The sequence below is a fragment of the Methylobacterium bullatum genome (assembly GCF_014845095.1).
Taxonomy (GTDB): Bacteria; Pseudomonadota; Alphaproteobacteria; order Rhizobiales; family Beijerinckiaceae; genus Methylobacterium; species Methylobacterium bullatum.
Genome location: NZ_NKUG01000154.1, coordinates 1 through 13,081 on the forward strand (window position 1 = coordinate 1; position 13,081 = coordinate 13,081).

Annotated in this window: 12 protein-coding genes and 1 pseudogene; 6 read left to right on the forward strand and 7 right to left on the reverse strand. The window is 68.6% G+C overall.

The window, feature by feature from the left end:
- The 3 genes from MBTS_RS19595 to MBTS_RS19605 form a co-directional block, all read left to right on the forward strand.
- Positions 1–880 (forward strand): aspartate aminotransferase family protein (locus MBTS_RS19595; RefSeq protein WP_192216286.1); only part of this gene is annotated, 880 nt, incomplete at its 5' end.
- Between the two features lie 80 nt (positions 881–960).
- Positions 961–1,905, forward strand: coding sequence for an ornithine carbamoyltransferase (gene argF / locus MBTS_RS19600; RefSeq protein ID WP_192216287.1), 945 nt, complete (start codon positions 961–963; stop codon positions 1,903–1,905).
- Positions 1,906–2,305: 400 nt separating this feature from the next.
- Entirely contained in the window at positions 2,306–3,304 is a 999-nt protein-coding gene (locus tag MBTS_RS19605; RefSeq protein ID WP_018044103.1) for an Hsp33 family molecular chaperone, read from the forward strand.
- Positions 3,305–3,317: 13 nt separating this feature from the next.
- Here the strand turns inward: MBTS_RS19605 and MBTS_RS19610 are convergent, their stop codons facing one another.
- Both MBTS_RS19610 and MBTS_RS19615 read right to left on the reverse strand, forming a co-directional pair.
- Complete coding sequence (locus tag MBTS_RS19610; protein WP_056142468.1) at positions 3,318–4,448, reverse strand: 2'-deoxycytidine 5'-triphosphate deaminase; 1,131 nt, start codon at positions 4,446–4,448, stop codon at positions 3,318–3,320.
- A 101-nt stretch (positions 4,449–4,549) separates the two neighbouring features.
- Positions 4,550–4,969 carry a hypothetical protein gene (locus MBTS_RS19615; protein ID WP_192216288.1) on the reverse strand — a complete coding sequence of 140 codons (420 nt, stop codon included), beginning with the start codon at positions 4,967–4,969 and terminating at the stop codon, positions 4,550–4,552.
- A 132-nt stretch (positions 4,970–5,101) separates the two neighbouring features.
- Between MBTS_RS19615 and apaG the strand changes: the two genes are divergently transcribed.
- The 3 genes from apaG (at position 5,102) to speG (ending at position 7,358) form a co-directional block, all read left to right on the forward strand.
- Complete coding sequence (gene apaG, locus MBTS_RS19620; protein ID WP_018044100.1) at positions 5,102–5,494, forward strand: Co2+/Mg2+ efflux protein ApaG; 393 nt, start codon at positions 5,102–5,104, stop codon at positions 5,492–5,494.
- A gap of 107 nt (positions 5,495–5,601) precedes the next feature.
- Complete coding sequence (gene argE, locus MBTS_RS19625; RefSeq protein ID WP_147830010.1) at positions 5,602–6,777, forward strand: acetylornithine deacetylase; 1,176 nt, start codon at positions 5,602–5,604, stop codon at positions 6,775–6,777.
- The gene (speG, locus tag MBTS_RS19630; protein ID WP_018044098.1) at positions 6,774–7,358 is read left to right on the forward strand and encodes a spermidine N1-acetyltransferase; all 585 of its coding nucleotides are present in this window, start codon (positions 6,774–6,776) and stop codon (positions 7,356–7,358) included. Before argE ends, speG begins: the two co-directional genes overlap by 4 nt.
- 60 nt (positions 7,359–7,418) lie before the next feature.
- Here speG and MBTS_RS19635 read toward each other — a convergent pair.
- The 5 genes and pseudogenes from MBTS_RS19635 to MBTS_RS19655 form a co-directional block, all read right to left on the reverse strand.
- Positions 7,419–7,742: pseudogene (locus MBTS_RS19635) on the reverse strand (type II toxin-antitoxin system PemK/MazF family toxin).
- Positions 7,739–7,963 carry an antitoxin MazE family protein gene (locus MBTS_RS19640; RefSeq protein WP_056142461.1) on the reverse strand — a complete coding sequence of 75 codons (225 nt, stop codon included), beginning with the start codon at positions 7,961–7,963 and terminating at the stop codon, positions 7,739–7,741. Before MBTS_RS19640 ends, MBTS_RS19635 begins: the two are co-directional and overlap by 4 nt.
- Before the next feature lie 94 nt (positions 7,964–8,057).
- The gene (pgl, locus tag MBTS_RS19645; protein WP_192216289.1) at positions 8,058–8,789 is read right to left on the reverse strand and encodes a 6-phosphogluconolactonase; all 732 of its coding nucleotides are present in this window, start codon (positions 8,787–8,789) and stop codon (positions 8,058–8,060) included.
- Between the two features lie 48 nt (positions 8,790–8,837).
- Complete coding sequence (gene gnd / locus MBTS_RS19650) at positions 8,838–9,812, reverse strand: phosphogluconate dehydrogenase (NAD(+)-dependent, decarboxylating) (protein WP_056142459.1); 975 nt, start codon at positions 9,810–9,812, stop codon at positions 8,838–8,840.
- Between the two features lie 223 nt (positions 9,813–10,035).
- Positions 10,036–12,888, reverse strand: a complete 2,853-nt coding sequence (locus tag MBTS_RS19655) for a bifunctional transaldolase/phosoglucose isomerase (RefSeq protein WP_192216290.1) — start codon at positions 12,886–12,888, stop codon at positions 10,036–10,038.
- Between the last annotated feature and the right edge of the window lie 193 nt (positions 12,889–13,081).

The following is a 13,081-nucleotide window of genomic DNA, read 5'->3' on the forward strand; positions in this document are numbered from 1 at the left end:
GATGGCGCGCAAGTACCATGCGGCGGGCGGACACCCGGAGCGCTTCCGCATCGTCACCTTCGAGGGCGCGTTCCACGGGCGGACGCTGGCCACCATCGCGGCGGGCGGACAGCAGAAGTACATCGACGGCTTCGGCCCGAAGGTGGACGGGTTCGACCAAGTGCCCTTCGGCGATCACGACGCGCTGGTGGCGGCGATCGGCCCGGAGACGGCCGCCCTGATGATCGAGCCGATCCAGGGGGAGGGCGGCATCCGCACGGTGCCCACCGAGATGCTGCGCGGCCTGCGGGCGCTCTGCGACGAGCACGGCCTGCTCCTGATCATGGACGAGGTCCAGACCGGCGTCGGCCGCACGGGCCGCCTGTTCGCCCATGAATGGGCGGGCGTCACACCCGACATCATGAGCGCGGCCAAGGGCATCGGCGGCGGGTTCCCCCTCGGCGTCTGCCTCGCCACGGCGGAGGCCGCGCGCGGCATGACGGCGGGGAGCCACGGCACCACCTTCGGCGGCAATCCGCTCGCCATGGCGGTGGGCAATGCCGTCCTCGACGTGGTGCTCGCCGACGGCTTCCTCGACCACGTCCTGCGGATGGGCCTGCTCCTCAAACAGCGTCTCGGCGCCGTCATCGACCGGCATCCGGGGGTGATCTCGGAGATTCGCGGCACCGGCCTCATCCTCGGGCTCAAGCTCGGCGTGCCCAACACCGCCTTCACCGCGGCGGCGCGCGACGAGCGCCTGCTGGTGATTCCCGCGGGCGACAACGTGGTCCGACTCTTGCCGCCGTTGATCGTCTCCGAGGCGGAGGTGGCCGAGGCGGTCGAGCGCCTCGACGCCACGGCCGGACGACTCGGCGCGCAGATGCGCGGAGCCGCGGAGTAACGCATGGCCGTCCGGGTCCGGACTCGTCGCCGGACCGCGACGCCCGCAACGTCGATATGCCCAACACGAAGAACGAGCCGATGATTCCCCAGACCAACGGGACCGCCACCAGGCCCCGCCACTTCCTCGACCTGAAGGACTTCTCCGGCGAGGATCTGCGTGCCGTCCTGACCTCCGCGGCCGCGATGAAGGGCCGTCGCCGCAAGGGCGAGATCGCCGCCGAGCGCCCGCTGACGGGCAAGATGCTGGCGATGGTGTTCGATCGGCCCTCCACCCGCACCCGCGTCTCCTTCGACGTCGCCATGCGCGAGCTCGGCGGCGAGACGCTGATGCTGACGGGCAGCGAGATGCAGCTCGGCCGGGGCGAGACCGTGGGCGACACCGCCCGCGTGCTGTCGCGCTACGTCGACGCGATCATGATCCGCATCCTCGACCACGACACGATGCTGGAACTGGCCGACTTTGCCGAGGTGCCGGTGATCAACGCCCTGACCAAGGTCTCGCATCCCTGCCAGATCATGGCCGACGTGCTGACCTTCGAGGAGCATCGCGGGCCGATCCAGGGGCGCACCATCGCCTGGTCGGGCGACGCCAACAACGTGCTGGCCTCCTGGGTGCACGCGGCGGCACGGTTCGACTTCACCCTCAACATCGCCGCCCCCCTGGAATTGTCGGCCCCGCCGTCCCTCCTCGCCTGGGCCAGGGCCGAGGGCGCGCGCATCAACGTCACAACCGACGCCTTCGAGGCGGTGGACGGGGCGGATGCCGTCGTCACCGATTGCTGGGTCTCCATGGGCGACGACGACGAGCATTACCGCCACAACCTGCTCTCGCCCTATCAGGTCAACGCCAAGCTGATGGCGGCGGCCAAGACCGACGCGATCTTCATGCACTGCCTCCCCGCCCATCGCGGCGAGGAAGTGACGGCCGAGATCATGGACGGCCCGCGCTCGGTGGTGTTCGACGAGGCCGAGAACCGGCTCCACGCGCAGAAGGGCATTCTGGCGTGGTGCCTGGGGGCGTGAGGAACGGCCCGGACGCGCTCGCCCATATCCGCTGACGACGATCTCGGTCGAGACCTTCCGACTGGGCCGGTGGCGGATGTGGTGTTCGCGCGGGGCGGAAGGCCGTGTGAAACGGCGAGCTCATCCCTATATCCGGTCCTGGATGCACGGTAGGCGGTCGAGTCCCATACTCGACGATGCAGACAGTCGCGATCCTAGCAGGGTTGCTCATCCCCCGCGCGACGTCACCCTGAGGTGCCGCGATGCGGCCTCGAAGGAGGTCTCCAGTGTTCGTCGCGCGAACTGGAGGCCTCCTTCGAGGCCTTCGCTTTGCTACGGCGCCTCAGGATGAGGTCGAGATCGAGAATCGGGCCAATGCGTTCGGTCCGCGGACCGAATGGACAAAAGACATGGAGAGGCCATGACCTCCGGACACGAGATTTCCCCCACGATCATCGACGGCGCCGACGACGTCGCCCTGCCGTTCTCGGTGGAAGCGCTGGACGTGCGCGGCCGCGTGGTCCGGCTCGGCCCCAGCGTCGACACCATCCTGCGCCGCCACGGCTATCCCGACCCGGTGGCGCGTCTGCTGGGTGAGGCGGCGGCGCTCACCGTGCTGCTGGGCTCGTCCCTGAAGTTCGAGGGCCGGTTCCAGCTCCAGACCAAGACCGATGGTCCGGTGGAGATGATCGTGGTGGATTTCGAGGCGCCCGACCGCCTGCGCGCCACGGCACGATTCGACGCCGCGCGGATCGAAGCTCTGGGGAGCGCCCCTCTCAAGGATGCCGATCTGATCGGGCAGGGCCACCTCGCCATGACCATCGACCAGGGCAACGATTTCAGCCGCTACCAGGGTGTTGTGGCCCTGGAAGGCCAGAGCCTGGAAGAGGCGGCCCATCAGTATTTCCGCCAATCCGAACAGATCCCGACTCAGGTCCGCCTCGCGGTGGCCGAGCAATTCGCCAACGGCACCAACAGCTATCGTGCCGGCGGACTCCTGATCCAGTTCCTGCCGCAATCCATCGACCGCGCCCGCCTTGCCGACCTCCCCCCCGGCGACATCCCCGAGGGCCACGCTCATTTCGATGCGGGCGCGGCGCCGGAGGACGATGCCTGGGTCGAGGCGCGCAGCCTCGTCAACACGGTGGAGGACCACGAACTGGTCGATCCGGAGGTCTCCTCCGAGCGCCTGCTCTACCGGCTCTTCCACGAGCGCGGCGTGCGGGTGTTCGAGCCACAGGCCATCCACGAGCGCTGCCGCTGTTCGCCCGAGCGCGTGATGGGGATGATCCGCTCATTCTCGCCCGAGGAACGTCGGGACATGATCGCCGAGGACGGGCGCATCGGCATCACCTGCGAGTTCTGCTCGCGCCGCTACGACATCGACCCGGCCGAGGCGGAGATCGATCCGGCGGGGTAGGGCGCCTTCGACCTCAGGCGAAGTGTTTCGACAGTTTCAGCCCCTGCGCCTGATAGTTCGACCCGGCATCGGCGCCGTAGAGGGCGGCGGGGCGCTCGGCCATGCGCTCGTAGACGAGGCGGCCGACGATCTGGCCGTCTTCCAGCAGGAACGGAACGTCGCGCGAGCGCACTTCGAGCACCGCCCGCGCGCCGGCTCCCCCCGCCCCGGCAAAGCCGAAGCCGGGATCGAAGAAGCCGGCGTAATGGACCCGGAACTCGCCCACCAGCGGATCGAACGGAACCATCTCGGCGGCGAAATCCGGCGGCACCTGCACCGCTTCCTTGGAGGCGAGGATGTAGAACTGGCCGGGATCGAGGATCAGCGCGCCCGAGCCGTCGGCGGCCAGCGGCTCCCAGAAATCCGCGGTGCGGTGCCGGCCCGGCGCGTCCACATCGACGAGGCCGGTATGGCGCTTGGCGCGGTAACCGATGAGCCCCTCGAAGCCGGCGAGATCCACCGACACGGCGATGCCGCCCTGGAAGGACGGGGTGGCCGAGGCCACGAGCGGCGTGGCCGCATGAAGCGAGGCGAGTTCGGTGTCGGTGAGGCGCGGCTCGCCCCGGCGGAACCGGATCTGCGACAGGCGCGACCCGGTACGGACGCGGACCGGGAAGGTGCGCGGCGAAATCTCGGCATAGAGCCGGCCCCGGTAGCCCGCCTCCACCTGATCGAAGGCCTGCCCCCGGTCGGTGATGACGCGGGTGAACACGTCGATGCGGCCGGTGGAGCTTTTCGGGTTGGCGCTGGCCGCCACATCCGCCGGAAGCGCCAGGGTCTCCTGCAATTCGGCGATGTAGACGCAGCCGGTCTCCAGCACCGCGCCGGCGGTCAGGTCGATCTCATGAAGGGCGAAGGCCGCGATACAGGCTGAGACCGGGCGGGCACCGGGCAGGAAGCTCGTGCGGACCCGGAAGGCGCGGGACCCGAGGCGCAGGTCGAGGCTCGCCGGCTGAACCTGATCGGCCGCGAAGGGGGTTTCGGGGAGGATGGCACCGGCCGCATGCAGGGCCTGGATCCCTTGCGCCGCCAGAATGCCCCCGGAACGCGGGTTTGTAGAAGAGAGGAGGCCCGGTCGTGCCGTGTCCTGCTTGGTATCCGGCATGGTCTCGCGTCGCCCGCTCCGAACTGGGCCACCGCCCCCGGCTGGGGATCGCGACTGCCGCATGGTTTCGCACAGTCTCTCGCGTATCCTCTAAGGGTCCCTTAACCCTCCTCGTCCTCCCGCCGGGTCCGCAGCACGATCCAGGCGACCACGAGACGGGCGATGGCGCCCATGGCGATCAGGCCCGCCAGCGCGCTCGCCACGGGGGGAAACCCGGCGGGCCAGAGCAGGAGCGCCACCGCGAAGAGCACGGCGCCGAGCCCGGCCGCCGGGCCGAAAGCCAGGACCAGCGAGGGCAGCCCGGCGATCCGGGGCGCCGGGCCGCGCCGGGCCAGCAATGCGCCTGCCAGCAGGGCGAGACCGTCGAGCACCAGCGCTCCCCCCAGGGCGAGCGCGGCCCAGCCGTTCCGCTCGGGCGCGTTCCAGGCGAAGGCACCGGCCAGGACAGCGATGGCGAGGCTGGCGAGCACGGCCCGACCTGGAAACGGAGCGGGCAGGGGCGAGACGGTCTCCTCGACCACGGTGCACGACCTTCCCATTGGAGCGGGCAGCCCCGCATTCAGCACGATTGACGCGATTTCGCCCGGGACGTACCACGGCGAAAAGGCTATGTCGCTTATGGGTGGGCGACGGCACGGGAGGCTTTGAAGGCGATGTACAAGGCCCAGACGCGCGGCATCAGCGTGACCGTCCAGCCCCGCTTCGTCGAGGAGGAATCCTCGCCCGACGAGAGCCGCTACTTCTTCGCCTACACTGTCGAGATCGTGAATAACGGTTCCGAGCAGGTGCAGCTGCGCTCGCGCCACTGGCGCATCGTCGATGGCCGCGGCGAGACCCAGGAGGTGCGCGGCGCCGGCGTGGTCGGCAAGCAGCCGGTGCTCGGCCCCGGCGAGTCGTTCAGCTACACGAGCGGCTGCCCGCTCACCACGCCCGACGGGCTGATGGCCGGCAGCTACACCATGTCGACCACCGCCGGCGAAAGCTTCGAGGCCGAGATCCCCGCCTTCTCCCTCGATTCGCCGCACGTCCGCCGTAGCGTCCACTAAGCGGGTTCACGTTGGCAGGCCAACGCTTCACCCTGCTTGGGTTCTTGCTCTGACGCAGGTTTTTGCCGCAAAACCGGGGGCCACTTTTGCGAAACCTGCTGAGGCCCATGTCGGGCGGCGGAGAACGGTTGAGCACGCTCGACCTGCTGGCGCGCCTCGTCGCCTTCGACACGGAGAGTTCGCGCTCCAACCTCGCGCTGATCGACAGCGTCTGCGCCTATCTCGACGGCTGGGGCGTGAGCCATGTGCGCATCCCCAATGAAGCGGGCGACAAGGCGGCGATCTTCGCGACGATCGGCCCGATGGTGGATGGCGGTATCGTCCTCTCCGGCCATACCGACGTGGTGCCGGTGACGGGACAGGCCTGGAGCAGCGACCCCTTCACCCTGCGGATCGCGGATGGGCGCGCCTATGGGCGCGGCTCCGTGGACATGAAGGGCTTCTGCGCCCTGGCGCTCTCCGCCGTGCCGGACATGCTCGCCGCCGACCTCAAGCGGCCGATCCATATCCTGCTCTCCTACGACGAGGAGACCACGTGCCTCGGCGTCGCCGACACCATCGCCCGCTTCGGCAAGGACCTGCCCCGCCCAGGCGCGGTGATCGTGGGCGAGCCCACCGATCTCGAGGTGGCCGACGCCCATAAGAGCATCGTCACCTATTTCACCACCGTCCACGGCCACGAGGCGCATTCGGCCAAACCCATGCTCGGCGCCAACGCGGTGATGGCGGCGGCCGAGCTCGTCTCCGAATTGAACCGCATCGCCGATGCGATGATCGAGCGGGGCGACGCATCGGGCCGCTTCGACCCGCCCTCCACCACCGTGCATGTGGGCACGATCTCCGGCGGCACGGCGCGCAACATCCTACCCAAGATCTGCACCTTCCATTGGGAGTTCCGCGGCCTGCCCGATCTCGACATGGCCGAGATCCCGGCCCTGTTCGCCGCCAAGGTCGAGACGGTGCTGAAGGACCGGCTCAACCGCTACGGCGATTACGGGCGGATCGAGACCGTCGAGGAGGTGGCGGTGCCGGGCCTCGCCCCCGAGCCGGGTTCCGAGGCCGAGCGCCTGACTCTGCGGGTGGCGGGGCGCAACCACACCGTCTCCGTGCCCTACGCCACCGAGGCCGGGCGGTTCCAAGGGGCGGGCATCCCCACCGTAGTCTGCGGACCCGGCTCCATCGACCAGGCCCACCAGCCGGACGAGTACATCACCCTCGCCGCCCTCGAGGCCGGCGAGGCGTTCATGCGCCGTCTCATCACGGAATGCGTCGTGACTCCATGAGCAAGTTCGCTCCCCGCACCATCGCGGCCGACGGCCCGGTGAAGCTCCGCCCGCTGGAGCGCGAAGACCTGATGTTCGTGCATCAGCTCAACAACAACGACAGCATCATGCGCTACTGGTTCGAGGAGGCCTACGAGTCCTTCGCCGAACTGGCGCAGCTCTACGAGCGCAACATCCACAACCAGACCGAGCGGCGCTTCATCATCGCCAATTCGGAGGGCGCGCCGGCCGGCCTCGTGGAGCTCGTGGAGATCAACCACCTGCACCGACGCTGCGAATTCCAGATCGCGATCCACCCGGCCTTCCAGGGCCAGGGCTACGCCCCGCGCGCCACCCGCATCGCCATGGATTACGCCTTCAGCGTCCTCAACATCCACAAGCTCTACCTGCACGTGGACAAGGACAATGCCCGTGCCGTGCGCATCTACGAGCGTTGCGGCTTCGTGCCGGAGGGCATCCTGAAGGACGAGTTCTTCGTCAACGGCAAGTACCGCGACGCGGTACGCATGTGCCTGTTCCAACCGGAATACCTGGCCCGGCGCGGCAGCGGCGATATCTCGGAGCCGGTGCTGAAGTCGTAGCCGTCGGTCCCGGACGGTCTCTGATCGCCTTCGTGCGATCGCCTCGGCAGCGATCCGCGTTCAGGCAATGCCAAAAAACACGGCCAGCGCCCGCGTCACCGCCAGCATCGTCTCGGCATCGAGATGCCCGATCCGTGCGCCGATCTTCTCACGCTTCACCGACATGGCCTTGTCCACCATGACCTGTCAGCGTTTCTTCAAGCCATTGGCCTCTCTCGGCTCGACGGTCGTGCGGATCAGGGGAGCCTCGGCCAGCGTGCCGGATATGAGCAGCACCGTGACCGTGCCGGTCTCGACGAACGCGTCAGATTGGATGATGAGCGCCGGACGAGGTTTGCCGAAATCGCCGGGCATGGCGATGGTGACGAGATCGCCCCGCTTCATGCCTCGCGCTCAGGGAGCATATCGAGGAGCGCCGCCTCCATGAAGGCATCCAGTTCCCGATCGGCTGCATCTATCGCCGCTACGACTCGAGCCTGCCGCGCGCATTCTTCGGCAAAGCCCGCCCTCCGGGTGTCGGGCACCCAGATCTGGATGGGCCGCAGGCCGGCCGCCCGGAGCGCATCACGACGCTTGCTGACGCGCTGACCGACAGTTGCCGACATGACGAGACCTTTCCCGAGGCGTTACATGTAACGTAGGCTCCGCATGCGACGATGCCAAGGCGCCAGGACGGTGACGGACCGCCGGTCCTCGGTCTCAGCCGAAATCCGCCGCCGCGCGGTCGAGCAACCATGTCAGGGTGCCGGTGCTCGAGATGTGGCGCGCGGGCAAATCCTCGCCCTCGGCGATCCGGGCAAGGGGATCGCGCTTGCCCGCCCCCGTGACCAGAACGAGAAGCTGCCGCGAGGAGGCGAGCGCCGGAAAGGTGAGGGTGACGCGCGGCACGAATGGCGTGAGCCCTGCCTCGGGCACGGCGGCGACCCAGGATTCGCGTTCGTTCACGGCGGGCTTGCCCGGAAACAGGGAGGCGGTGTGCCCGTCCTCGCCGAGGCCGAGAAGCACGAGATCGAAGAGCGGGCGCGCCGGGTCGAGGCTATCGGCGCCGTAGAAGTCGCTCAGGGTCGCCGCATAGGCGGAGACCGCCGAGTCCAGCGTCCCGTCGGTGGGAATGCCGTGGAGATGGCCCTCGGGGATCGGGGCGTCCCCGAACGCCACGCGGGCCATGTGCATGTTGCTGGCCTCATCGGTCCAAGGCACGAACCGGTCGTCGCCGAAGAACCAGTGCAGCCGGTCCCAGGGGAGGGCACCGACATAGTCGGGTCCGCCCAGCAGGGTGTAGAGCCGCTTCGGCGTGGACCCGCCCGAGAGGCAGATGGCGATGCGCTCCTGCTTGCTCTCGACGCAGAGGGTCACGAGGCGGTCGGCCGCCGCGCGGGCGACGCTCTCGCCATCGGGAAAGATTTCCGCGTTGTTCGGTAGCGGGATCATGCGGAGATGCCTCCTCCTGGTCTGGTCCTCGATCGCCTGCACGACAGGCTATTTCGGTTCGACGTGGCCGCCGAAGCCCTTGCGCATGGCCGAGAGCAGCTTGTCCGCGTAGGAGGCGTCCTCGCGCGAGCGGAAGCGGGCGTAGAGGGCGGCCGAGAGCACATTGGCCGGTACCGATTCCTCGATGGCCGCGTTCAACGTCCAGCGCCCCTCGCCGGAATCGGCGACGAAGCCGGAGAAACCGTCCAGGGCTTCGTTGCCCGCCAGCGCCCCGGCCGTCAGGTCGAGGAGCCAGGACGAGACCACGCTGCCGCGCCGCCAGACTTCGGCGATGTCACCGATATTGAGGTCGAAGCGCTGGTCCTCGGCCAGATCCTTCGAATTGGCGTGTTTCAGGATGTCGAATCCCTCGGCATAGGCCTGCATCAGCCCGTACTCGATGCCGTTATGGACCATCTTGACGAAATGCCCGGCCCCGCTCGGCCCGGCATGGATGTAGCCCTCCTCGGCGCGGGTATCGCGGCCCTCACGGCCCGGCGTCTTCGGGATGGTGCCGACGCCCGGCGCCAGGGTCTTGAAGATCGGGTCGAGCCTGTCGAGGGCGTCGTTGCTCCCCCCGATCATCATGCAATAGCCGCGTTCCAGGCCCCAGACGCCGCCCGACGTGCCGACATCGACGTAGTGGATGCCCTTCGGCTTCAGGGTGGCCGCCCGCCGGATGTCGTCCTTGTAGAACGAGTTACCGCCGTCGATGATGACGTCGTCCGCCTGCATCAGGTCGCCGAGCTGCGCCACGGTGGCCTCGGTGATCGCGCCCGCCGGAAGCATCACCCAGGCCGCGCGCGGCACGTCGAGTTTGGAGACGAACTCTTCCAAGCTCGCCGCCCCGGTGGCGCCCTCGGCGACCAGGGCCGCCACGGCCTCCGGGTTCTGGTCGAACACCACCGCCGTGTGTCCGTCCCGCAGGAGGCGGCGGACGATGTTGCCGCCCATTCGGCCGAGGCCGATCATGCCGAGTTGCATTGGGGATCTCCTGATTGAGGGGGCCTCGTCAGCCCGAGCACCGATGCGTGGTCCTATCAACCCACCTCATCCTGAGGCGCCGCAGCGCAGCGGAGGCCTCGAAGGAGCCCTCCAGCCGGCACGGTGATCTCTGGAGTCCTCCTTCGAGGCCCGCAGGAGCGGGCACCTCAGGATGAGGTAGTAGGTTGGAATGATCCGGCGGTTCCGGGTCATCCCGCTGTCCTCACACCACCGCCGCCTTGATCGCCGCCGCGATGCGCTTGAGCCCGGCTTCCACGTCGCCACCCTTGATGTGGACGCGTAGGGCCCGGCGGCCGCGCTCGGCCAGGACCGCGAAATCGCCGCGCGCCTGGGCCGCCACCACGGTGCCGAAGCCCAGCGCCCGGCCGGGGATCGCGAGATCCTCTGACGGGTCGGCGGTGATCTGCAGGAACACTCCGGTATCCGGCCCGCCCTTGTAGGCCTGGCCGGTGGAGTGGAGGAAGCGCGGCCCGAATTCGAGGCAGGTCGCGACCTTGCGCTTGTCGCGCAGAGCGATGCGCGCCTCCTGCAGGATGGCGTGGTGCGCCTCGTTGCGGGCGACGTAGGCCAGCAAGGCGGCGTAGTCGCCGTCCTTGATCCGCGCGAGATGGGCCTTCAGGGCCGCCTCGAACCCGTCCGCCGTCTGCGGCAGAGCCCCGGCATTGGTCGGGTCGGCGTAGAGGGCGATGGTCTCGCCGTCGAAGAGCGGCGTTTCGGAGGGCAGCGAACCGCTCTTCTCGGCGGCGTCGAACAGCTTCTTCGTCTCGATCTTGCTCGCTTCCACGTCCGGCTGGTCGAACGGGTTGATGCCGAGCAGCGCGCCGGCCACCGCCGTGGCGATCTCGAAGCGGAAGAATTCCTGCGGCAGCTGCTCCTCGTTCGCCATGGTGACGTGGGCGACGGGGTGCCCTTCGCGCTCCAGACTGCGCACCGCCTCGTCCTGCTGCGCGTCCGCCCGGTTGTCGAGGCGCAGATAGACGAAGAAGCGGTCGCGGCCATAGACCGCCGGCACGCCCACCGGCTCGCCGTCGACGGGGATGAGACCCTTGCCGTCCTTGCCGGTGGATTCGGCGATGAGCTGCTCGGCCCAGGCCCCGAACGTGTCGATGCCCGGCGAGGCGATGAACGTCACCTTGTCGCGACCGTCATGCAGCGCCGCCGCCGCCATGGCGGTGCCCAGCAGAACGCCGGGATTCTGGGCCGGCGGCACGGCCGGGCCGCAGGAGCGGACCATGGTCCGCGCCGTGTCGAGGAACTGCTTCACGTCGATGCCGGACGCCGCCGCCGGGACCAGGCCGAAGGCCGAGAGCACCGAATAGCGGCCGCCGATCTGCTTCACCCCGTAGAAGATCCTGCGGAAATTGTCCGCCTTGGCCGCCGCCTCCATGGCCGAGCCGGGATCGGTGACGGCCACGAAATGCGCGCCGGCCCGCTCGCCGACCAACGCCTTCATCCGGCCGAGGAAATAGTCGCGGAACACGTTGGGCTCGAGGGTGGAGCCGGATTTCGAGGCGACGATGAACAGGGTCGTCTCGAGGTTCACCGCGCCTTCCGTGGCGCGGACCTGGTCGGGATCGGTGGAATCGAGGATGCGCAGCGTCGGGAAACCGTCGCGGGTGCCGTAGGTCTCGGCCAGCACTTCCGGGCCGAGGCTCGACCCGCCCATGCCGAGGACGACGACGTCGGTGAAGCCGGTCTGCCGGACATCCTCGGCGAAGGCCTGGTATTCGGAGACACGGGTGAGTTCGTCCTCGACGATGCGGAGCCAGCCGAGCCACTGGTCCTCGTCGGCATTCGACCAGACCGTCTTGTCATGCGCCCAGAGCCGGCGGATCGAGCCCGAGGCGCGCCAGGATTCGACGGCCTTCTTCGCCTCCGCGCCGATGGCATCGCCGAGGATCAGGGTCTGGCCGTCGAGCTTGGCGCCGAGGAAATCGGCGCGCTTGCCCGCCACCGCACCGAGCAGCTTGTCGGCGGCGTCGATGAAGAGCTGGACGCCCTCCTCCACGAGTTGCTTGGCCACCGCACCGATGTCGATGCCGGCCCTGGCCAGACGGGCCATCACCGCTTCGGCGTCGCCGAGGTTCTCCTCGATGGCGGGCTTGACCGTGCCGTGGTCGCGGAACGCATCCATCGTGGCCGGCGGCATGGTGTTGACGGTATCGCGGCCGATCAACTCTTCGACGTAGAGCACGTCGGAATAGGCCTTGTTCTTGGTCCCCGTGGAGGCCCAGAGCAGGCGCTGCGCCTTGGCGCCCTTCTGCGCGAGCGCCTGCCATTTCGGCTCGGCGAAGATGCGCTTGTAGCGCTGGTAGGCGAGCTTGGCGTTGGCGATGGCCACCTTGCCCTTGAGGGCTTCCAGCTCCGCCTTCTCATCGGGATCGTTGGCTTCCGCGATCTTGGCGTCGAGGGCCTTGTCCACGGTGACGTCGATACGGCTGATGAAGAAGCTCGCGACGCTGGCGACCTTCGAGACGTCGCCGCCCTTGGCGCCGAACTCCTCCAGGCCGTCGATGAAGGCGCGCGCCACCTCCTCGTAGGAATCCTGGCCGAAGAGCAGGGTGACGTTGATGCTGATCCCGTCGGCGGTGAGGGCGCGGATCGCCGGGATGCCGGCCGGGGTGGCGGGCACCTTCACCATCAGGTTGTCGCGGGCCACGGTCTTGTGCAGGCGGCGGGCCTCGTCGAGGGTCTCCTCGGTGTCGAGGGCGAGGTAGGGCGAGACTTCGAGGCTGACATAGCCGTCGGCGCCGTCGCTCTCCTCGTAGACGGGGCGCAGCACGTCGGCCGCCGCCTGGATGTCGGCGATGGCACAGCCCTCGTAGAGATCGATGACGCGGGCATCGCCCGCATCCATGACCTCCTTCAGCGCACCGTCATATTCCGTGGAATCGCCGATCGCCTTCTCGAAGATCGAGGGGTTCGAGGTCACGCCCCGCAGGCCGTCCTCGTCCACCAGCTTCTTGAGGCGTCCATCGGCGATGAAACCGCGGGCCACGAAATCCAGCCACACGGCCTGGCCCTGTTCAGGGAAGAGAGCCTTGAGCGGGTTCATGCAAAAACTCCTCGTCGTCGGTCGTCGTGAGTAGCGCGCGAAAGGCGGCGTCGTTCAACACTCGTTGTCAGTGTGCGCGCCTCTCCTCCCCCTTGTGGAGAGGAGCCGGAGGTGGGCGTGGCTCCGCTGGCCTCCGCGGCCTGCGGGTCACCCAACCACCCCCACCCCTGACCTCTCCCCACAAGGGGGAGAG

Bases quoted from the DNA above. Each gene is read 5' to 3' on its own strand.
- argF (WP_192216287.1), top strand. From the start codon at position 961: ATGATTCCCCAGACCAACGGGACCGCCACCAGGCCCCGCCACTTCCTC.
- MBTS_RS19605 (WP_018044103.1), top strand. From the start codon at position 2,306: ATGACCTCCGGACACGAGATTTCCCCCACGATCATCGACGGCGCCGAC.
- MBTS_RS19610 (WP_056142468.1), bottom strand. From the start codon at position 4,448: ATGCCGGATACCAAGCAGGACACGGCACGACCGGGCCTCCTCTCTTCT.
- apaG (WP_018044100.1), top strand. From the start codon at position 5,102: ATGTACAAGGCCCAGACGCGCGGCATCAGCGTGACCGTCCAGCCCCGC.
- argE (WP_147830010.1), top strand. From the start codon at position 5,602: ATGTCGGGCGGCGGAGAACGGTTGAGCACGCTCGACCTGCTGGCGCGC.
- speG (WP_018044098.1), top strand. From the start codon at position 6,774: ATGAGCAAGTTCGCTCCCCGCACCATCGCGGCCGACGGCCCGGTGAAG.
- MBTS_RS19640 (WP_056142461.1), bottom strand. From the start codon at position 7,963: ATGTCGGCAACTGTCGGTCAGCGCGTCAGCAAGCGTCGTGATGCGCTC.
- pgl (WP_192216289.1), bottom strand. From the start codon at position 8,789: ATGATCCCGCTACCGAACAACGCGGAAATCTTTCCCGATGGCGAGAGC.
- gnd (WP_056142459.1), bottom strand. From the start codon at position 9,812: ATGCAACTCGGCATGATCGGCCTCGGCCGAATGGGCGGCAACATCGTC.
- MBTS_RS19655 (WP_192216290.1), bottom strand. From the start codon at position 12,888: ATGAACCCGCTCAAGGCTCTCTTCCCTGAACAGGGCCAGGCCGTGTGG.